A 20,557-nucleotide genomic window follows, 5' to 3' on the forward strand; every position below is an offset into this window, starting at 1 on the left:
GAACGCCCGGCGGTCACCGGAAGCCCGGGGCCGCCGCGAGAAGGAGAACCACTTGAGCATCTACCGTCCGCTGCACGACGGCTGGACCCTCACCGCCGTCCCGCGTGGCGCCGGGGTGAACGCCGTACCGTCCGGCGCCGGGGCGACCGGGGCGACCGGGGCGACCGGGGTGCCGTCCGGCGTCGAGGCGGCCGAGGTGGCCGGGGTGCCGGCGACCGTGCCCGGCTGCGTGCACACCGACCTGCTGACCGCCGGGATCATCGACGACCCCTACCTGGACGACAACGAGACCCGGCTCACCTGGATCGGCCGTACCGCGTGGCGGTACGAGACCGCCTTCACCTGGACGCCGGACGGCCACGAGCGGACCGACCTCGTCTGCGAGGGCCTCGACACCGTCGCCACGGTCGTCCTCAACGGCGTCACGGTCGGCGCCACCGCCAACCAGCACCGCTCCTACCGCTTTCCCGTACGGCACCTGCTGCGTGAGGGGGACAACACCCTCACCGTGGTGTTCGGCTCCGCCTACGACTACGCCGAGGAGCGGCGGGCGGCCCTGGGCGACCGGCCGGGGGCCTACGCCGAGCCGTACCAGTTCATCCGGAAGACGGCGTGCAACTTCGGCTGGGACTGGGGGCCGGCCGTGGTCACCGCCGGGATCTGGCGGCCGATCGGGCTGGAGAGCTGGAGCGGCGCGCGGCTGGCCGGGGTGCGCCCGCTGGTCACCCTCGACGGGACGGACGGCAGGGTGACGGCGCACGTCAGGGTCGAGCGCGCCGCCCAGGAGCCGCTCACCGTCACCGCCGAGGTCGCCGGCGTCACCGCGGAGGCCCGGCTGGAGCCCGGGGAGCACGAGGCCGTCCTCGACCTCACCGTGCCCGCCGTCGAGGTGTGGTGGCCTCGCGGGTACGGCGCGCAGCCCCGCTACGACCTCGCCGTCCGCCTGCACGGGGGACGCGGCGAGCACCCGGAGCCCGGCGAGCCCGCGGAGCCCCTGGAGCCGGGGGATCGGCGGGAGTGGCGGCGCCGGATCGGCTTCCGCACCGCCGAGCTGGACCGCGAGGCGTTCGGCCTGCGGGTCAACGGCGAGGCGGTGTTCGTGCGCGGCGTCAACTGGATCCCCGACGACTGCTTCCCGAACCGCGTCACCCGCGACCGCCTCCGGGAGCGCCTCACCCAGGCCGTCGAGGCCGGTGTGAACCTGCTGCGGGTCTGGGGCGGCGGCCTGTACGAGAGCGACGACTTCTACGACCTGGCCGACGAGCTGGGCCTGCTCGTCTGGCAGGACTTCCCGTTCGCCTGCGCCGCCTACCCCGAGGAGGAGCCGTTCCGCTCGGAGGTGGAGGCCGAGGCCAGGGAGAACGTCACCCGGCTGGCGAGCCACCCCAGCCTGGTGCTGTGGTGCGGCAACAACGAGAACATCGAGGGCCACGCCGACTGGGGCTGGCAGGAGGACCTGGCGGGCCGCAGCTGGGGCGCGGGCTTCTACTACGACCTGCTGCCGCGGGTGGTCGCCGAGCTCGACCCGACCCGGCCCTACTGGCCCGGCAGCCCCTACTCCGGCGCCCCCGACCTGCCGCCCAACGACCCCGCACGCGGCACGGTGCACATCTGGGACGTGTGGAACCGCGAGGACTACACCCGCTACGCCGCCTACCGCCCCCGCTTCGCCGCCGAGTTCGGCTTCCAGGGCCCGGCCGCGTACGCCACGATGCGCAGGGCGATCAGCGGTGAGCTGGCCCCCGACGCGCCCCTGGTGCTGCACCACCAGAAGGCGATCGACGGCAACGGCAAGCTGCTGCGCGGCCTGGGCGAGCACCTGCCCCGGCCGGAGGACTTCGACGACTGGCACTACCTGACCCAGCTCAACCAGGCGCGGGCCATCGAGTTCGGCGTCTCCCGCTTCCGCGCGCTGGCCCCGCACTGCACCGGCAGCATCGTCTGGCAGCTCAACGACTGCTGGCCGGTCACCTCCTGGGCCGCCGTCGACGGCGACGGCCGCCGCAAACCCCTGTGGTACGCGCTGCGCCGCGTCTACGCCGACCGGCTGCTCGCCGTCATCGACGGCGAGGCCGCGCTGGTCAACGACTCGGCCGAGCCGTGGCACGGCGAGCTGTCGCTGGTCCGGCACGACCTGTCGGGAGAGATCCTGGCCGAGGAGACCGCCGGGGTGACCGTCGCCCCCCGCTCCGTCACCCGCCTCCCGCTGCCCGCCGCCGTGGCCGCCCCCGGCGACCCGGCCGCCGAACTGCTCGTCGCCCGCCTCGGCGGGACGCGCACGGTGTCCTTCTACGCCGAGGACACCCGGGTGGCCTTCCCCGAGGCCAGGTGGGACGCGCGCGCCGAACCGGCGAGGGACGGCTACCGGGTGACGGTCACCGCCCGGACCCTCCTGCGCGAGCTGGCCCTCTTCCCCGACCGGCTCGACCCCGGCGCCCGGGTGGACGACCTGCCGGTGACGCTGCTGCCGGGGGAGAGCGCCGTCTTCCACGTCACCGCCGGCGACCTCCCCGATCCGGACGCGCTGACCGCCTTCCCGGTGCTGCGCTGCGTGAACGAGCCCCGCCGGTGACCGTCCTCGCCCTGGACATCGGCGGCACCAAGTTCGCCGCCGCGGCCGTCACCGCCGACGGAGACGTGACCGCCCGCGCCGAGGTGCCGCTGAGCCGCGCCGGATCGCCGGACCGGGCACTCGCCCAGGTCGTCGAGCAGGTCACCGCCCGGGTGCCGGCCGACGCGATCGAGGGGATCGGCATCGGCTCGGCCGGCCCCCTCGACCCGCGCGCCGGGACGGTCAGCCCGGTCAACATCCCCCGCTGGCGTGACTTCCCGCTGACCGCCGCCGTCGGCCGGATGCTGCCCGGCCGCCCGGTACGGCTGGCCGGCGACGCCCAGTGCATGGCGCTGGGGGAGTGGTGGCGGGGGGCCTTCCCGGAGGAACCGGAGAAGCCGGGAGCCGCGGCGCCGGAACCGTCCGCCGAGGCCGCGGCGGGGCCGGGGGAGGAGCCGCGGCGGGCGGGCTTCCGCGCCGTGCTGGGCGTGGTGGTCTCCACCGGCGTCGGCGGCGGCTTCGTCCTGGACGGCGTGCCGTACCTCGGCCCGACCGGCAACGCCGGCCACATCGGGCACATCACCGTCGATCCCGGCGGCGACCCCTGCCCGTGCGGCGCGTCCGGATGCGTGGAGACCGTCGCCAGCGGGCCCGCCATGGTCCGCTGGGCCCGCGCGGGCGGCTGGACCGGCGCGGACGCGCGGGCGCTCGCCGCGAGCGCCCGCGCCGGGTCCGCGATCGCGCAGGCCGCCTTCCGCCGCGCCGCCGACGCGCTCGCCACCGCCTTCCACACCGCCGCGGCCCTGCTCGACCTCGACCGCGTCGTCGTCGGCGGGGGCGTGGCCGCCGCCGGGCCGATCCTGTTCGACCCGCTCCGGCAGGCGATGGCGGAGAACGCCGGGCTCGGCTTCACCCGCCGCCTGCGGGTGGACGCCACCTCCCTGGGCCGCGACGCCGGCCTGCTCGGCGCCGCCGCCCTCGTCCTGCCCCGGCGTCTCCCGGACACCCGGCCCGGAGCCGCGCCCGCCGTCCCGGAGTGATCCCGCGGGTGTCCCCCGGGCGTCCGGCCCGGAGAGCCGGGGATCCGGCCCGCGAGGACGCCCCGGGCGGCCGTCCGCCGTGCCGCGCGCCGCCGTAGAGTGGGCCGGGCTCGAAGAGGGCTCGGAAAGAGCTCGCAGGGGCCGCCCCCGGCCTCGCGGGCCGCCTGTGACGCAGACGGAAGGGTAGAAATACTCATGGATCAGCTGACGCTGATGGCCGTACACGCCCATCCCGACGACGAGGTGATCGGGACCGGCGGGATTCTGGCCAGGTGCGCGGACGAGGGCATCCGCACCGTCCTGGTCACCTGCACCAACGGCGAGCAGGGCGACGCCCCCGGCGGGACCAAGCCCGGCGAGGACGGCCACGACGAGGCGGAGGTGAGCGCCCTCCGGCTCCAGGAGCTGCGCGAGTCCGTGGCCCACCTCGGGATCGACCACCTGGAGCTGCTCGGCTACCACGACTCCGGCATGGAGGGCTGGGCCGCCAACCAGTCGCCGGACGCCTTCGCCAACGTCCCCGTCGAGCAGGCCGCCGCGCGGCTGGCCGAGCTGATGGAGCGTTACCGTCCGCAGGTCGTGGTCACCTACGACGAGAACGGCGGGTACGGTCACCCCGACCACATCCAGGCCCACCGGATCACCGTGGCGGCGGCCGAGGCGAGCGGCGTCCCCGCCAAGCTCTACTACACCGCCGTGCCCCGCGAGCGGATCGCCGAGCTGTTCGAGTTCCTCCGCTCGACCGGAGCGGCTCCGGAGGACTTCGAGCTGCCCGACGACTTCGGCGTCCCCGAGGAGCAGATCACCGCGATGGTGGACGTCGCCCCCTACGTCGAGCGCAAGCGCAAGGCGCTGGAGGCGCACGCCAGCCAGGGCGAGAACATCTTCCTGCTGCGCATGCCCGCCGACGCCCAGCACCGGGCCTTCTCCCACGAGGCGTTCATCCGCGTCTTCAGCCGCGTCCCCGCCCCGGGCCGCGAGGAGCACCTCTTCGACGGCCTGCGCTGAGGACGGCCTGCGCTGAGGACGGCCCACCCCGGCGGTCACCGGCGTCGACGGTGCCCGTATCGACGATGGTCCGTGCCGGCGGTGACTCGCGCCGACGGCGGCCCAGCGGCCGGGCCGGGCGCCGGGCGCGGTCAGCCGCCGAGCGGAACGCGCCAGGTCAGCAGGGTCCCGCCGTCGGGGGCCGCGCCCGCCTCGAAGGAGCCGCCGAGCTGCCGGGCGCGGTCCTCCATGTTGCGCAGGCCGCTGCGCCTGCCCTCACCGGGCAGTCCCACGCCGTCGTCGCGGACGCGGAGGAGCAGCTCGTCGCCGGCCGCCTCGACCAGCACGTCGGCCTTGGAGGCCCTGGCGTGGCGCACGATGTTGGACAGGGCCTCGCGCAGCACGGCGGTGAGCTGCTCGGCGACCGGGGCCGGAACCCCGTTGTCGAGGCGGCCCTCCATGCGCAGTCCCGGCATGAACCCCAGGTGTCCGCGCGCCCCCTCCACCAGCTCCACGACCTGCGCGCGCAGGCCGGGGGCGGCGTCGCGGGGGGCCTGCAGGGCGAAGATGGTGGAGCGGATCTGCCGGATGGTCTCGTCCAGCTCGTCGATCCCGTGCCGCAGCCGGGAGGCCGCCTCGGGGTGCTCGACGAAGCGGACGATGCTCATCAGCGTCATGGCGACGGCGAAGAGCCGCTGGATGACGACGTCGTGCAGGTCCTTGGCGATGCGGTCGCGGTCCTCCAGCAGCCCCAGGCGCTCGGCGTCCCGCCTGGCCTCGGCCAGCTCCAGGACGAGCGCGGCCTGACCGGCGAAGGACCGCAGGGTGTGCAGCTCGCCGGTGCTGAACGGGAGCCGGCCGGTGCGCTTGCCGAGCTTCAGCACCCCGCGGACGGCCCCGGCCCGGCCCAGCGGCACGGCGGCCACCGGGCCGATCGGCGTCTCCCCGCCGGCGGTGAAACCGCCGTCGACCTCGGTGAGGTCGGTGACGTCGGCGGAATCGGTGGCGGAGTCGACGATGGGGAAGGCGCCGGCGGCGTCGCGTTCGCTCGCCGTCACCGGCTCGCCGCTGAGGAAGGCCCGGCCGGCGAGGGTGCCGGAGACGGGGACCTCGCTCTCGGCGGGCCGGACACCGGGCTCACCGTCGCTGATCTCCCACCGCAGCGTCTCCCCGGAGGGGTCCGGGAGCATGACCGCCACGACGTCGGCGCCGGCCATCTCCCGGGCCCGCCGCGCCACCAGCGTCAGCACCTCGGTGGGCTCGGCGCCCGACAGCAGAGCGGTGGTGACGTCGGAGGACGCCTGCAGCCACACCTCCCGGCGGCGGGTCTCCTCGTACAGGCGGGCGTTCTCGATGGCGACGCCGGCCGCGGTGGCCAGCGCCACCACGATCGCCTCGTCCTCCTCGTCGAACTCCCCGCCGCCGCGCTTCTCGGTGAGGTAGAGATTGCCGAACACCTCCTCGCGGACCCGCACCGGCACCCCCAGGAAGGAGCCCATCGGCGGGTGACCGGGCGGGAAGCCGTACGACTCCGGGTGCCGGGACAGGTCGGACAGGCGCAGCGTCTGCGGCTCCTTGATCAGCAGGCCCAGCAGGCCCAGGCCGTGCGGCCAGTGCTCGATCCGGGCGATCTCCTCCTCGCTCAGCCCGACCGGGACGAACTGTACGAGCGTGTTCTCCTCCCCGATGACGCCCAGCGCGCCGTAGCCGGCGTCGACCAGGGTGGTGGCGGTCTCCACGATCCGCCGCAGCACCGTCTCGAGATCGAGGTCGCTGCCCACCGACACGACCGCCTCCAGGAGGGCGTGCACGCGGTCGCGGGTGGCCAGCACCGCCTCCAGCCGCACCTGCAGCTCTTCCAGCAGCTCATCCAGCCGCATGCTGGGCATCAGGGAACGGGGCTCCTTCTGCGTCATAGGGGAAGTCTGGCATCCGGGAGCGCCGGGGCCCACCGCGGTGGGTCGCCGGAGCGCCGAACGCCACCTCGACGAGCCGCCGGGCCAGCAGGCGGGCGGGGTCGAGAACCGGGACGGGGACGCTGGAGCGGTCCAGGGCCAGGACGAGCTCGGTGCACGCGGTGACGACCCGCTCCGCGCCGCGATCGGCGAGGGAGCGGGACAGCTCCGCCAGCGCCCGCCGGTGGGCCGGTTGGACGCCGCCGCCCTTGACGGCGCCGATGGCCGCCGTGACCTGCCGCTGACCGGATTCGTCCGGCTCGATCACCGCCACGCCGCGCCGTCGCAGAGCGCCCGCGTACAGGCCGGCGCGCAGGGTGCCCGAGGTGGCCAGCACGCCGGCCGCGCGGACGCCGTCGGCCGCGAGGGCGTCGGCGGTGACCTCGATGATGCTCACCAGCTCCAGCCCGGCCTCCTCCGCCAGAGGGGGGACGAAGGCGTGGGCGGTGTTGCAGGGTACGGCGAGCACCTCGCACCCCGCCTGCTTCAGACCCTCGACGCCGCGCCGCAGATACGGGGTCGGGTCCTCGCCGCCGCCGAGCAGGCTCAGGGAACGGTCGGGGACGCGGGGGTCGCCCCAGATGACGACGGGCACGTGTCCCTGGTCACAGGTGGCCGCCGTCTCCTCCACGAGCTTGCCGTAGAAGTCGACGGTGGCCGCCGGACCCATGCCGCCGAGGACGCCGACCAGCCGGGTCCTGCTCACCGGGTGCCCCCGGTGGCCCGCCCCTCCGGCCGGTACCGGGGCGCGATCGTGGAGCTGAGTCATCTGGAGGCGTCCTCTTCCATGCGGTGAGCCGGAGCGAGCGGGGGGGTGGGCCCGGGGCGGACCCGGGACGGCTACCCGCACAAGGATCGAGGTATAAGGTGCATTCGGTCTCTAAACGCAGCAATGTGACATTGAAGGATCGATCATGCAGGATTCCGGCATCGAGCCCCGGCGGCTGCTGTCGGAGACCGACCTCGAACTCATCGACGCCCTCCAGATCAACCCGCGAGCGAGCTGGGTGGAGGTCGGGGCGGCGACCCGCGCGGACCCGGTGACGGCGGCACGGCGCTGGCAGCGGCTGAACAGCGCGGGGGAGGCGTGGACCACCGTCGCCCTGGGGCAGCGCCAGATGCACGCGATGAGCATGGCCTTCCTGGAGATCGACTGCGAGGCCGGAGCGGCGGTCGAGGTCGCCGGCACGCTCGCGGCGGCGGGCCACCTCATCACCGTGCAGCACGTCGCCGCCGATCACGACCTGTTCGTGATCGCCGTCGCCGCGTCGATGCCGGCGCTGGCGGACTACCTGCTCACAGACCTGCCGCGGGTGCCCGGCGTGGCGAAGGTGCGCACCCATGTCGCCACGCGCGTCTTCGAGGCATCGTGCCGCTGGCGGCTGCGGGTGCTGCCGCCGCGGTCCGCGGGCGCGCTGGCCAGGCGGCCGGGGCCGGCGGAGTCCACCAGGCAGATGGACGAGATCGACCGGCTGCTGTTCAAGGCCCTGCTCGCCGACGGCCGCGCCGGCTACTCCGAGCTCGCGCAGGCCGTCGGCAAGTCCGAGCGCACGGTGCAGCGCAGGCTGTCACGCCTGGTCGCGACCGGCGACATCGACTTCCGCTGCGACCTGGCGCGCTCGCACGCGGGCTGGCACTCCTCGGCGGTGCTGTGGCTGCGGATGCCGGACGGCCTGCTGGAGGAGACGGGCCGGGCGCTGCTCGACTGGCCGGAGACGCGGACGTGCGCGGCGCTCGCGGGCGCCCGCAACATGCTCCTCACCGTCGGCCTGCACGGGGTCTCCGACCTGCACCCGCTGGTGGTGCGCCTTGAGGAGCGCTTCCCGTACGCGAGCATCGCCGACCGGCAGATCGTCCTGCGGCAGTCGAAGCTCTACGGGCGGCTCCTCGACCCCTCCGGCCGCTGCACGGGCGTCGTCCCGGTCGACCCGTGGAGCCTGTCGCCGGGCGTCTGACGTTCAGCGCGGCGCGGGGATCGCGCCTCCGCGGGCCTCCCAGCACAGGCCGGCCCGCAGCACATCGGTCTCGCCGCGCCCCACCAGCTGCAGGTCTCCGATGGCCAGCGCGGGCAGGCCGAGCGCGGAGACGACGGAGGTGATCCGGCCGACCTCGCCGCGGACGGCGGCCTCGTCGCAGCCGGCCCGCGGCGCGGGGCCGCCGAGCGTCGGCGTGATCAGGACGTCGACGCCGGCCATCTCCGCCGAGAATCCGGCCCGGACGGCGGAAAGCTCCTCCACCGCCCGGCGGTACTCCCGATGGCCGATCCCGCCGGCGTCGTCCAGCTTCCGCCGCACGCCGGCGCTGTAGCTCGCGGCGTTCGCCGGGTAGGTGGCCTCGTGGGTGCGCCGGGCCTGCGCCCCCACGATCGTCCAGTACGGGGACAGGATCCCGTACGGCAGGGCGATCTCGCGGATCTCGGCGCCCAGGTCCGCGAACTCATCGGCCTGCGCGCATCCCTCGGCGACGCCGACGACCAGCCCCGACAGCGAGCGCGGCGGCTCGACGGCCTCTCCGGAGAGCACCCGCCACACGCGCGCGCAGTCGGCGACCGAGGTGGTCATCGGCCCGACCACGTCGAACATCGGGGCGAGGGGCGCGACCCCCTCGGAGGAGACGACGCCGGCCCTCGGGCGCAGGCCGACCACGCCGCAGCAGGCCGCCGGGATCCGCACCGAGCCGCCGGTGTCGGTGCCGAGGCCGAACCGGGCGATCCCGGCGGCGAGCGCCGCGGCCGTGCCGCCGCTCGACCCGCCGGGCGCCAGGTGCTCGTGGCGCGGGTTGCGCACATCGCCCCAGTGCGGGTTCTCGCTCGTGACACCCCAGGCGAACTCGTGCTGGTTGGCCTTGCCGACCAGGAGGGCCCCGGCGCGCTCCAGCAGTTCGACGCACGGCGCGGTGGTCAGCGCCTCCTCGCTCCCGTACAGGGCGGACCCCCGGGTGGTGGGGAGCCCGGCGACGTCGATCATGTCCTTGACCACGAACGTCCAGGCCCACAGCTCGGGTGGCGTGGCGGGCGCCGGCCGGTCGCGACGTGCGAGCCGGTCGATGACCGGCTCGGCGCCGGCCTCGATGAGGATGTTGTGCCCGCGGTGGAGGCGTATGGCCTCGGCGGACCTGGCGATCGCCGCCTCGTGTTCCACAGTCAAGGATCTCCTAACGCCCGCTCCGGCCACAGGGAAGGCCGGTCGGTGACGGTCGGCGCGCCGGGTCCGTCACCGGCCGCGTCCGTGATCCGGCACATGCTGGCAGATCCGCCGTGCCCAGTCGAGTGCGCGGGACCGGTCAGAGCGTCAGCGCGTCCAGCAGGGACTGCAGCCGGGCGGTCTCGCGGCCGGGATGGACGAGGGTGAAGATGCTGCGGCTGATGTTCAGCCACGGCACGTCGGCGATCACGATGTCGGGGCCGTGCCCGCGCAGCGCGAGTTCGGGGACGAGCGCCGCACCCATCCCCGCCCCGATCATGGCTATGGTGATCTTGAAGTCGTCGGAGTGGCAGGCCACCCGGGGGTGCAGCCCCCAGTGGGCGAACAGGCCCTCGAAGATGGCGGCGTCGCTGGTCGCCGGGTGGTGCATGATCCACGGCAGGTCGACGAGGTGCTCGGCCCGGTAGGGCGCCAGGTCGGGCCAGCTGCGCGGGAGGACGAGCTTGTAGCGGTCCTCGGCGATCCAGCGCCGGCCCAGCGCGGACGGCCACGACAGGCCGGAGTTCCCCACCTGGTAGATGATCGCCGCGTCCATCTCGCCGCCGGCGCCCAGGCGTGGGATGAGCTGGGAGGACTCGGCGACGGAGACCCTGATGCCGGCGCGTTCCTCGGGCTCCATCCGCCGCAGCACGCCGGTCAGCACGTCGGTGAAGCTGGGGAAGACGCCCAGGCGGATCTGCCGCTCGCTGTTCCGGTGCACGGCCTGCACGGTGGCGACCATGCGCTCCATGTCGATGAGCACGGTCTCCGCATGCCTGGCCAGCACCTCGGCGGCGCTGGTGGGCAGCGCGCTGTGGGCGGAGCGGGTGAACAGCCTGACGCCGATCTCCCGTTCCAGCGCGGCCATCTGCTGGGAGACGGCCGACGCGGTGTAACCGAGCCGGTTGGCGGCGGCGGCGAAGGACCCCAGCTCAACGACTTCACGGAGAGTACGCAGGTGTTCCGGCTTCAGCATTAGAGTTCCTTGTGCTCAGAGGTGCTGAATGTCGTGTTTATAGCGCTTCCGCCTTCTTTCCGCCACTCCTACAGTGATGGCCACCGTCAATCGAGCCGAACCCTAGAGAGTCATATGAGCATCCGCGTGTACCGCAACGCCGCCATCCGCACAGGAGACAGCGGCAACCCGTTGGCCCAGGCCATGGCCGTGGACGGTGAGCGGCTACTGGCCGTCGGCGGAGAGGCCGAGGTGCGCGAGGCCGCGGGCGGGGGAGCGGAGCTGATCGACCTGGAGGGCGCCGCGGTGCTCCCCGGCCTCTACGACGCCCACATCCACACCGCGCAGTACGCCCAGAGCCTGGACGCGGTGGACCTGCGCGACGTGCGCTCCCTGGACGACGCGCTGACCAAGGTGGCCGCGCACGCGGCGCGACTGCGGCCGGGCGCCTGGCTGTTCGGCGGCCGGTGGAACAGCAACACCTGGGACCCGCCGACGCAGCCCGACCGGTACGCGCTGGACTCGGTCTGCCCCGAGCTGCCGGTCGCGCTGCCCAGCGTGGACGGCCACACGGTGTGGGCCAACTCCGCGGCCCTGCGGCTGGCCGGCATCGACGCCGACACCCCCGACCCGGTGGGCGGTGAGATCGTCAGGGACGCGAGCGGCGAGCCCACCGGCATCCTGCGCGAGTCGGCCTCCTACCCGCTGCGCAACCTCATGGTCTCCGCCGACCTGCGCGACCAGCTCCGCGCCGCGCAGGAGGAACTGCTCGCACTCGGCCTGACCAGCGTGCACGACATCGACGGCGAGGACTGCCGGGCCGCCTACCTGGAGCTGCGCGACGCCGGTGAGCTGAAGATACGCGTGCACAAGGCGATCCCGATGACCCATCTGGAGGCGGCCATCGCCGAGGGGCGCCGCACCGGGCAGGGCGACGACTGGTTCCGCACCGGACCCGTGAAGATCTTCAGCGACGGGGCGCTGGGCTCGCACACCTGCCACATGGGCGAGTCCTTCGCCGGCGAGCAGGGCAACGTGGGCATCGCGGTCACGCCGTACGAGGACCTGGTCAGACTGTTCGGCACGGCCGCCGGGGCCGGCATCGCGGTGGCCACGCACGCCATCGGAGACCAGGCCAACCACCTGGTCATCGACGCCTACGAGGCCATCGGCCGTACGGCCGGGCTGCGGCACCGCATCGAGCACGCCCAGCACCTGCGGACCGCGGACCTGGCCAGGATGGCCAGGCTGGGCATCGTCGCCTCGATGCAGCCCGTGCACTGCACCAGCGACATCGACCTGGTCGACACCCTGCTGGCCGGGCACGAGCTGGCCTCCTACGCCTGGCGCGGGATGCTGAACGTCGGCGTCGCGCTGGCCTTCGGCTCCGACGCCCCGGTCGAGCACCCCAACCCCTTCGCCGCGCTGTACGCCGCGGTGACCCGTACCCGCGTCGACGGCACGCCCGCCGGCGGCTGGCAGCCCGAGCAGCGGCTGAGCATGGGCGAGGCCCTCACCGCCCACACCCTCGGCGCGGCCTACGCCGCGGGCGAGGAGGACCACAAGGGCGTACTCGCACCCGGCAAGCTCGCCGACTTCATCGCGGTGGACACCGATCCCTTCGTGGAGTCGCCGGCCGCCGTGCTGCGTACCAAGGTCATGACCACCGTCGTCGGCGGCGAAGTCCGCTGGCAGCACTCCTGAAGGAGCACCCCCTTGAAGACCCGGATCCTCACCACGCTCGCCGCCGGCGCGCTGCTGGCCGCCACCGCGGCCTGCGGCGCCCAGTCCCTCGACGACGGCGCGTCCGCCACGGCGCCGGCCGCCGCGCCGGACGTCGTCCTCGACCAGGCCCCCGCCGAGGAGAAGGCGGCCGACGTCATCAACGCCATCACCCCCGACAAGGACCTCGCCGCCAAGGCGCCGGCGAAGCTGAAGTCCGACGGCCTGAAGGTCGTCTCCTCCATCGGCTACCCGCCGATGGAGCTGTTCGCCAGCGACGGCAAGACCCCGATCGGGTTCGACCCCGCCCTGTCCAGGGCCATCGCCAGGAAGCTCGGCGTCAAGGTGACCATCACCGACGAGGAGTTCAACTCGCAGATCCCCGGCGTGCTCACCGGCCGCTACGACTTCGTCATCTCCTCGATGACCGACAACCCCGAGCGGCAGGGCCAGGTCACCTTCGTCGACTACGTCCAGGCGGGCTCGGGGCTGCTGGTCAAGGCCGGCAACCCGGCCGGCGTCAACGGGCCGAAGGACCTGTGCGGCAAGACGGTCTCCGTCGTCGACAACGGCTCCTCGATGGAGCTGGCCGAGAAGTACGACGCCGACTGCAAGAAGGACGGCAAGGCCGCGGTGGACATCCTGAAGTTCCCCGGCGACACGGAGGCCATGCTCCAGGTGGGCAACGGCCGCGCGCAGGCCCTCATCACCGACTACGTGGTGGCCGCCTACAAGGCCGCGGACCCCAAGCTCGCCATGGAGGCGATCACCCTCGAAGGCACCGAGAGCCCGTGGGGCATCGGGATGAAGCCGGACAACAAGGAGCTCATCGAGTCCGTCAAGGGCGCGCTGGACTCGCTCATCCAGAGCGGGGAGTACGGCAAGCTGCTCGCGGCGTGGAACCTCGACAAGCTGGCCGTCCAGTCCGCCGTGGTCAACGGCGGTAAGTGACCATGCGGACCGAACCGATCACCGACGCGTCGGGCAGGCCGATCCCCGTCGCGCGGACCTGGCACTGGGGCCGCTGGCTGGCCGCGGTGGTCGCGCTGGCGGTCGCGGCCCGGCTGGCCTACCTCATGGTGGCCAACCCGAACCTGGAATGGGGCAAGGTCGCCGAGTACCTGTTCCACGAGCGGATCCTGAGCGGGGTCTGGGTCACCATCGAGATCTCGGTCCTGGCCACGGCCCTCGGACTGGTCCTGGGCGTGCTGGTCGCGATCATGCGGCTGGCGCACAACCCGGTGCTGAGCGGACTGGCCTCGTTCTACATCTGGTTCTTCCGCGGCACGCCGGTGCTCGTGCAGCTCATCTTCTGGTACAACCTGGCGTTCCTGTTCCCCGAACTGGTGCTCAAGGTCCCGTTCACCATGATCGGCGTCAAGTGGGACACCAACCAGGTGATGACCGGCTTCACCTCGGCCATGCTGGGGCTGGGGCTGAACCTGGCCGCCTACTTCGCCGAGACCGTGCGCGCCGGGATCCAGGCCGTCGACCAGGGCCAGACCGAGGCGGCGTACGCGCTGGGCATGACGCCGGCCAAGCGGATGCGGGTCATCGTGCTGCCGCAGGCGCTGCGCATCATCATCCCGCCCACCGGCAACGAGTTCATCTCCATGCTGAAGACCACCTCGCTGGTCTACGTGGTCGCCGGGCACGACCTGATGACCAACGCCAGCCAGATCTACAAGGCGAACAACCTGATCATGGAGCTGCTGATCGTGGCGAGCCTCTGGTACATGCTCATGACCGCCGTGGCGACCTTCCTGCAGGGCAGGCTGGAGCGCCGCTTCGGCTCCGAGGCCGTACGGCTGGTGCGCGGCGGCGGCCTGGCCGCCAGGATCCTGCCGAAGGCGGCCGCATGAACGCGGCGGGCGAGCAGATCGTGCAGGCCTCGGGCGTCCGGATGGGCTACGGCGACGTGCAGGTGCTCAACGGCGTCGACTTCACCGTCGCCTCCGGCGAGGTGAGCTGCATCATCGGCCCGTCGGGCTCGGGCAAGTCCACGTTCCTGCGGTGCCTCAACGGCCTGGAGCCGGTGCTCGGCGGCAGCCTGCGGGTGCTCGGCGAGGAGGTCGGCCACACCCTGCGCGGCGGCAGGTACCACCCCTGGACGCCCAAGGAGTTCGCCGCCTTCCGCAGGAACATCGGCATGGTGTTCCAGCGCTTCAACCTGTTCGCCCACCACAGCGCACTGGAGAACGTCGCCTGCGGCCCCGTCCACGTCCTGGGCACCCCCGCGGACCGGGCGCGGACGCTGGCCATGGAGCACCTGGACCGGGTGGGCCTGGCCGACCACGCGCACAAGCGGCCCCACCAGCTCTCCGGTGGCCAGCAGCAGCGGGTGGCCATCGCCAGGGCGCTGGCGATGAACCCGGCGCTGATGCTGTTCGACGAACCCACCTCCGCCCTGGACCCGGAGCTGGTCGACGAGGTGCTGGAGGTCATGAAGGGCCTGGCCGTCGAGGGGATGACGATGGTCGTGGTCACCCACGAGATCGCCTTCGCCAGGGAGGTCGGCGACCGGCTGACCTTCTTCGCCGACGGTGTGGTCGTCGAACAGGGCCGGCCCCGCGAACTCCTGGCCAACCCGGGCCACCAGCGGACCAGGGCCTTCCTGTCCAGCGTGCGCGACCCGAAGGAGCGCGAGGAGTCCCGGTAGGCGGTCCGGCCGGAACATCGTGGGAGGCCCGGCCTGAACAGGCCGATCCCGCTCGGCGGCCAGGCGTACGGCCTGGGGCCGGTTCCGGCCGGCATCGGCTTCTAGTACATCGGCGGGACGAGCAGCAGGTCGTCCGTCTGGTAGGTCAGGTCGCCCCTGACGTCCACCACCCCGTCCACCTCGTGGATGGCGGCGGAGGCCGCGGTGACCTGCGAGCTGCGGGGGACCTGGCCGGTCAGCGTGACCACGCCCGCCTCGACCTCCACGGTGACGTCCTCGACCGGCACGCCGAGCCCGGCCAGAACGTCCTCGACCTCCAGCCGGACGTCCTGCGACGGCCGCAGGAAGACCTTCAGCAGGTCGCGCTGGTGGACGGTCCCCACCATCCTGCCGGTCACCGGGTCGATCACCGGGAGCTGCTTGATCCTGGCGGTGTGCATCAGCCGGGCCGCGTCCCGCACCGGCGTGCCGATCGTGACGGTGATCGCCGGGCTGGTCATGATCGCGCCCGCGACGGTGCCCGCGGCCTTGCGCCGTTCCCGGCGCTGCTCGCGGCCCTCGAACAGGGCCGCGCCGTACCGGTTGCCGGTCGTCTCCTTGAGCAGGAGGTCATCGTCCGACACCACGCCCACCGGACGCCGGTCGGCGTCGATCACCGTCACCGCGCCGACCTTGAACCGCTGCATGGTGGCGACCAGTTCGGCGAACGGCGCGTCCTGCCGGACGGCGATGGCCACCTTGCCCATGATGTCCTTCACCTGCATCGTCATCGCTGACCTCCTCGTGTCCGGCTCAATCGTGCCGCCCCGGGGCGGGGCGGGGGCAGCGACGAAGGTCCCCGGGGCGAGGGACGTTCATCCTCGCCGCCCCCGGCCGATCGGCCCGCACCTCGCGAACCGGACACCGGATCCGGTCTCACGGTCCGGGGGACCGTGTGCCGCGGTCGGGTCCGGGGTCCGTCCCTCACCGCGGGGCCGGAGCCTCCGGGGGCCGCGCGCCGCGGCCGGGTCCGGCGTCCGCCCCTCGCCGCCGGGCGTCGTCGCTGTACTAGGGTGCCGAGGGTGTACGTGAAGATCTGCGGGCTGCGCGAGCCCGGGCATGTGACGGCCGCCGTCGAGGCGGGGGCGGACGCGGTCGGCTTCGTCCTCACCCGGAGCCCCCGGCGGATCACCCCCGCCCTGGCGCGGGAGCTGGCCGCGGCGGTGCCGCCGCACGTGCTGACCGTGGCGGTCTTCGCCGGGGAGACCCCGGACGAGATGCGGGCCGCCGCGCTGGAGGCGGGGGTGCGCGCCGTACAGCTGCACGGCGACCATCCGCGCGAGGACTTCGCCGCGCTGCGGGACCTCGGGCTCACCCTGGTCCGCGCCGGATCGGCGAGCGCCGACCCGCACTGCGGCGCCTTCGGCGAGGACCTGCTCATCGTGGACGCCCCCAGGCCCGGATCCGGGGAGCCGTGGGACTGGGCCGCGGTGCGCGGGCGTCCCACCGGCCAGTGGATGCTGGCCGGCGGCCTGGACCCGGCGAACGTCGCCGAGGCGATCGGCGCCGCCCGGCCGTGGGGGGTGGACGTGTCGAGCGGGGTGGAGACCGCGCCCGGGGTGAAGGACGCCGGGCTCATCCGCGAGTTCGTCGCCGCCGCCCGCGCGGCCGCCCCCGCGCGCTGACCCCGCCCCGGCTGGGCGCCGGGCCGGATCGAGGGGTGAACGCCCGTTTCATACGCGTTCGGGTGACCCGGGGAGATCACCGGTGATATACACCCCTGGAAACCCCAGGGGGTGAGGCATGCGCAGGAAACGGCTCCTGGCACTGATCGGCACGGCGGTGGCGATCGTCGTCGTCAGCGTGTACGGCCTGCTGACCGCGCCGGACGCCGGGCGAGCCTCCCCGGGGCGGACGCCGGGCCCGACGAGGGAGATCACCCTCACCGACGAGGAGCCGCCCGGCCAGGCGCCCACCGGGCCACTCGTGTCCCCCACCCCCACCCCCACCCCCACCCCCACCCCGGCGACCCCCGAGGCGGCGGCGGCGCGGTACGTCGAGGCGTGGCAGGACGGGAACCTGACCGCGATGGCGGCCCTGGTCGCCGACCCGCCGGCCGACTTCGCCGGGCGGCACCTGGACTTCGACCGCGACCTGCAGGTCTCCTCGCTGTCCCTCACCCTCGGTGAGACGTTGCGCGAGGACGCGGCGGCGGCCGAGTTCGCCTTCCACGGGGTCCGGCGGATGGAGGGCTTCGACGACCCCTGGGAGTTCGCCTCGGTGCTTCACCTGGCGCGGCGGGACGACACCTGGAAGGTGCTGTGGACCCCCGAGACGATGCACCCGTCGTTCAGAGACGGCGGCTCCGTCCAGCGCACCGAGACCGCGTTCCGCCGGCCCGCCACCCTCACCCGGGAGGGCGAGCCGTTCCCCAGGCACAGCAGGGCCGACCGCTACGTCTCCGGGCTGGAGGGCACGGTGACGGTGCCCGCCCTGGTGGAGCGGCCCTCGGGCCGCGAGCTGCTGGCCGCCCCGGTGCCCCCGCTGGACGGCAGGCGCAGCACGATCTCCCGGCCGGTGCAGGCCGCCGCGGCCCGCGCCCTGGACGGCGTCGGCGGGCCCGCCGCGATCGTGGCCCTCGACGTCCGGAGCCGCCAGGTGCTCGCGGTGGCCGACACCCTGGACGAAGGGCAGGCCGCGTTCACCGGCCTCTACCCGCCCGGCTCGACCTTCAAGATCGTCACCGCCGCCGCGCTGCTGCGCGCCGGCCTCACCCCGGACACGCCGCTGCCGTGCCCGGCGGCCTACACCGTCCCCAACGGCAAGAGCTTCAGCAACGACGGCGGCGCCGACCACGGCACGGTGACCCTCACCGCGGCCTTCGCGTTCTCGTGCAACACGACGTTCGCCCAGCAGACCTACGAGCGGCTGGGCGGCGGACGGCTGGCCGCCGAGGCCGCCGACCGGTTCGGCTTCCGGGTCAAGCCCGGCCTGAGCACGTGCCGGATCGGCCGGGGTGAGACCCGGGACGAGCTCACCACCGACGCCATCGGCCAGAACTCGGTGCTGGCCAGCCCGCTGTGCATGGCGGAGGTCGCCGCCGCCGCGGCGAGCGGCGTGTGGCGGCCCGCCGTCATGACGGACCGGCCGGCCCCCGACCTGCCGGCCGCCGTCCCGCTCGACGACGGCGTGGCCGCCGCGCTGCGCACGATGATGGCGGCCGTGGTCACCGAGGGCACCGCCGCGCGGGCCGGCCTGCCCCCGGCACCGCCGGCAAGACGGGCACCGCCGAGGTGGGCGACGGGGCGTCGCACGCCTGGTTCGTCGGCTACCGCGACTCGGTGGCCTTCGCGGTGTTCGTCCGGCACGGCGGTGGCGGCGGCGCGGTGGCCGCACCCATCGCCGCCCGGTTCCTCAGGGCGCTCTGACCGCGGCGGGGCGCTCCGGCCGCGATCCCAGGACGCTCCGACCACGGCGGGGAGTGTCCGGCCGAGGTCTCCTCAGGGCGCTCCGACCGCGGGGGCGCTCCGACCGCGCCCCCTCAGGAGTCGGACGGCAGGCGCTCCAGCCGCCGACGGAGCTCGGTCACCTGGAGCGGCTCGGAGATCCCGTCCCACGGCGCCAGCGCCGCCAGCCCCGCCCCGCGCCGCTCGGGCGCTCCCGCGGGGTCGAGCCGGGCGAGGTGCAGGTTCGCCAGAGCGGTGGTGACCCCGGCCGGCGGCAGCCGCCGCAGCGCCGAGCGCAGCAGTCCGGCGGCCTCCTCGCACCGCCTCTCGGGGAGCGCCGCCGCCCGGTGCACCTGGCAGCGGAGCCGGCCGCGCCCGTCGCCGGACCGCTCGTGCAGCTCGGCGGCCCTCGCCCAGCCCTCCAGGGCCTCGTCCTCCTGGCCCCGGTACCAGTGGACGAGCGCCAGGATCTCCCGGACGTGCGCCTCGACGCGCGCGTCACCCGCGGACGCGGCGCCGCCGAGGGCCCGGATGAGCAGGTCGCCCGCCCCCTCGTACAGGTACCGGGCCTCCTCCTTGCGCCCCTGGAAGTCGCAGATCTGCCCCCAGCGCACGTGCAGGACGGCCATGTCGAGCCACAGGACGGCCTGGCCGGTGGCGTCCCCGCCGGGGAGGGCCTGGCCGTACCGCACCAGTGACGACTCCACCGTGGCGTACTCGTCGCCCTTGGCCAGCAGCGTCAGCGCGTGCGCCAGGTGCAGCTGGGCGGGCCAGGACTCCGGGTCGGTCAGCAGCCGTTCGGCCCGGCCGAGACGCCGCCCGGCGGCGCCGGGATCGCCACGCGTCAGGGCGATCAGGCACAGCCGCAGCTCGGCGTTCGCCCGGACCGCCTGGTTCCCCAGGGCCGACGCCGCCTTCGCCAGGGCCAGGGCGGTCTCCTGCCTCTCCTCGACGCGCTGCTCGAAGGCGAACCACACCTCCAGGGCATCGGCGATCCGCCACAGGGGGCCGCCCCCGCCCCGTTCCGGCCGGTACTCCCGCAGCATCTGCAGCAGCGTCCTGTCCTCCAGGGCGAACCAGCCGCGGGCGTCCTCCTCCGGCAGCCGTCCGGCGAAGAAGTCGGCCCGGTCGGCGAGGTGCTCGGCCAGGCGCCGCCACGCCTTCGCACCCCGGCCGTCCGGCGTCCGTACGGCGGGGCGGGCGGCGTCCGTCACCCGGAACCGCGACTCGCGCACCTTCTCCGCCAGGCCGTGCCGGCACAGCTCCTCCATGACGTGCCCGGCGTCGCGTTCCGGCCGGCCGGTGAGGGCGACGATCTCGTCGATGCCGAGCTCGGCGACCGGGGCGTGCGCCAACAGTGCCAGCAGCCGCCGCGCCGCCCGGCTCAGCCGCTCCACCTGGAGGCCGAACAGCCACCGCAGGGCGAGGTCGTGGGCCCCCTGCTTCGCCAGGTCGGTCACCAGCGTCGCGATCGGGACCTTCGGGTTCTCGGCGAGCCAGCGGCCGGTCCCGACCGCGACCCCGGGCATGCGCAGGAACCGGGCCGCCAGCTCCTCCGTCGCCGCCGGGTCGGCGTCGATCCGCTCGGCGGGGACCAGCGAGCGCAGCAGCGCCACGACGTCGGCGGGGGCCAGGGGGCCGGCCCGGACGACCGCCACGTCCCCTGGGACCGGGTCGTTCACGTCCGCGTCGAGGGTGCCCGCGGTGATCATCGTGCTCTCCGGCGCGTCCCGCGGCAGCCAGCCGACCTGGCTCCACCGGGAGACGTTGTCCAGAAGCAGCAGGTGGCCGGGGGCCCGGAGGGCGGTGGACACCTCCTGCGCCGCCGCCTCCAGGCTCGTCGCCGCCTCCAGCGGGCGGCCGAGCGCGCGCAGCACGCGTTCGGCCACGCTCCGCGCGCTCTCCGGCCGGCCCCGGTTCTGCCCCCGCAGGTCCACGTAGTGCTGCCGCTCGGGGTCCGGCACCAGCGCCCATCCGGCGGCGACGGCCAGGGCGCTGGTGCCGGACCCGGCCATTCCCCGCACCACGACCATGCGGTGCTCCTCCGCCCGGCCGGTCACCTCGGCGATCTCCGCGTCCCG

15 protein-coding genes are annotated in these 20,557 nt (G+C 74.3%); 10 read left to right on the forward strand and 5 right to left on the reverse strand.

Features of this window, described 5'->3' with window-relative positions:
* The first annotated feature begins 52 nt into the window (after nucleotides 1-52).
* The 3 genes from ACQP10_RS15430 to ACQP10_RS15440 all read left to right on the forward strand — a co-directional run bounded on the left by ACQP10_RS15430 (nucleotide 53) and on the right by ACQP10_RS15440 (nucleotide 4,599).
* Complete coding sequence (locus tag ACQP10_RS15430; RefSeq protein ID WP_433541598.1) at nucleotides 53-2,572, forward strand: glycosyl hydrolase 2 galactose-binding domain-containing protein; 2,520 nt, start codon at nucleotides 53-55, stop codon at nucleotides 2,570-2,572.
* Nucleotides 2,569-3,591, forward strand: a complete 1,023-nt coding sequence (locus ACQP10_RS15435) for an ROK family protein (protein WP_433541599.1) — start codon at nucleotides 2,569-2,571, stop codon at nucleotides 3,589-3,591. The genes ACQP10_RS15430 and ACQP10_RS15435 overlap by 4 nt, the downstream gene beginning before the upstream one ends.
* Nucleotides 3,592-3,786: 195 nt before the next feature.
* Nucleotides 3,787-4,599: a PIG-L family deacetylase gene (locus ACQP10_RS15440; protein ID WP_179817873.1), complete on the forward strand. Its 813-nt coding sequence runs from the start codon at nucleotides 3,787-3,789 to the stop codon at nucleotides 4,597-4,599.
* Nucleotides 4,600-4,730: 131 nt separating this feature from the next.
* On the opposite strand, the gene ACQP10_RS15445 is transcribed toward ACQP10_RS15440, so the two are convergent.
* On the reverse strand, nucleotides 4,731-6,494 hold the full coding sequence (locus tag ACQP10_RS15445) for a sensor histidine kinase (RefSeq protein WP_346023342.1): 1,764 nt from the start codon (nucleotides 6,492-6,494) through the stop codon (nucleotides 4,731-4,733).
* Nucleotides 6,445-7,302, reverse strand: coding sequence for an aspartate/glutamate racemase family protein (locus ACQP10_RS15450; protein WP_433541600.1), 858 nt, complete (start codon nucleotides 7,300-7,302; stop codon nucleotides 6,445-6,447). The genes ACQP10_RS15445 and ACQP10_RS15450 overlap by 50 nt, the downstream gene beginning before the upstream one ends.
* A 145-nt stretch (nucleotides 7,303-7,447) precedes the next feature.
* Between ACQP10_RS15450 and ACQP10_RS15455 the strand changes: the two genes are divergently transcribed.
* A complete protein-coding gene (locus ACQP10_RS15455; RefSeq protein WP_346023344.1) occupies nucleotides 7,448-8,488 on the forward strand; it encodes an Lrp/AsnC family transcriptional regulator in 1,041 nt (346 codons plus the stop codon).
* A gap of 3 nt (nucleotides 8,489-8,491) precedes the next feature.
* On the opposite strand, the gene ACQP10_RS15460 is transcribed toward ACQP10_RS15455, so the two are convergent.
* Nucleotides 8,492-9,673 (reverse strand): amidase, encoded by a 1,182-nt coding sequence (locus ACQP10_RS15460; RefSeq protein ID WP_433541906.1) that lies wholly within the window; start codon nucleotides 9,671-9,673, stop codon nucleotides 8,492-8,494.
* A 142-nt stretch (nucleotides 9,674-9,815) separates the two neighbouring features.
* Entirely contained in the window at nucleotides 9,816-10,691 is an 876-nt protein-coding gene (locus tag ACQP10_RS15465) for a LysR family transcriptional regulator (protein ID WP_179817869.1), read from the reverse strand.
* Nucleotides 10,692-10,805: 114 nt separating this feature from the next.
* Here ACQP10_RS15465 and ACQP10_RS15470 point away from each other — a divergent pair, with 114 nt between their 5' ends.
* Genes ACQP10_RS15470 through ACQP10_RS15485 form a run of 4 tightly spaced genes read left to right on the forward strand, consistent with a single transcriptional unit; the run spans nucleotide 10,806 to nucleotide 15,051 of the window.
* The gene (locus tag ACQP10_RS15470; RefSeq protein WP_433541601.1) at nucleotides 10,806-12,374 is read left to right on the forward strand and encodes an amidohydrolase; all 1,569 of its coding nucleotides are present in this window, start codon (nucleotides 10,806-10,808) and stop codon (nucleotides 12,372-12,374) included.
* 12 nt (nucleotides 12,375-12,386) lie between these two features.
* Nucleotides 12,387-13,343 (forward strand): ABC transporter substrate-binding protein, encoded by a 957-nt coding sequence (locus tag ACQP10_RS15475; RefSeq protein ID WP_179817867.1) that lies wholly within the window; start codon nucleotides 12,387-12,389, stop codon nucleotides 13,341-13,343.
* 2 nt (nucleotides 13,344-13,345) lie between these two features.
* Nucleotides 13,346-14,254 (forward strand): amino acid ABC transporter permease, encoded by a 909-nt coding sequence (locus ACQP10_RS15480; RefSeq protein WP_346023346.1) that lies wholly within the window; start codon nucleotides 13,346-13,348, stop codon nucleotides 14,252-14,254.
* Complete coding sequence (locus ACQP10_RS15485; RefSeq protein ID WP_433541602.1) at nucleotides 14,251-15,051, forward strand: amino acid ABC transporter ATP-binding protein; 801 nt, start codon at nucleotides 14,251-14,253, stop codon at nucleotides 15,049-15,051. The genes ACQP10_RS15480 and ACQP10_RS15485 overlap by 4 nt, the downstream gene beginning before the upstream one ends.
* A 101-nt stretch (nucleotides 15,052-15,152) precedes the next feature.
* On the opposite strand, the gene ACQP10_RS15490 is transcribed toward ACQP10_RS15485, so the two are convergent.
* Nucleotides 15,153-15,821 carry a CBS domain-containing protein gene (locus ACQP10_RS15490; RefSeq protein WP_246423877.1) on the reverse strand — a complete coding sequence of 223 codons (669 nt, stop codon included), beginning with the start codon at nucleotides 15,819-15,821 and terminating at the stop codon, nucleotides 15,153-15,155.
* 291 nt (nucleotides 15,822-16,112) lie between these two features.
* On the opposite strand from ACQP10_RS15490, the gene ACQP10_RS15495 reads away from it, so the two are divergent.
* Together ACQP10_RS15495 and ACQP10_RS15500 are read left to right on the forward strand one after the other, a co-directional pair.
* Entirely contained in the window at nucleotides 16,113-16,715 is a 603-nt protein-coding gene (locus ACQP10_RS15495; RefSeq protein ID WP_389995505.1) for a phosphoribosylanthranilate isomerase, read from the forward strand.
* A gap of 118 nt (nucleotides 16,716-16,833) precedes the next feature.
* The gene (locus ACQP10_RS15500) at nucleotides 16,834-18,738 is read left to right on the forward strand and encodes a penicillin-binding transpeptidase domain-containing protein (protein WP_433541603.1); all 1,905 of its coding nucleotides are present in this window, start codon (nucleotides 16,834-16,836) and stop codon (nucleotides 18,736-18,738) included.
* The last annotated feature ends 1,819 nt before the right edge of the window (nucleotides 18,739-20,557 follow it).

It is taken from the genome of Streptosporangium sandarakinum (genome assembly GCF_050942225.1).
Classification (GTDB): Bacteria; Actinomycetota; Actinomycetes; order Streptosporangiales; family Streptosporangiaceae; genus Streptosporangium; species Streptosporangium nondiastaticum.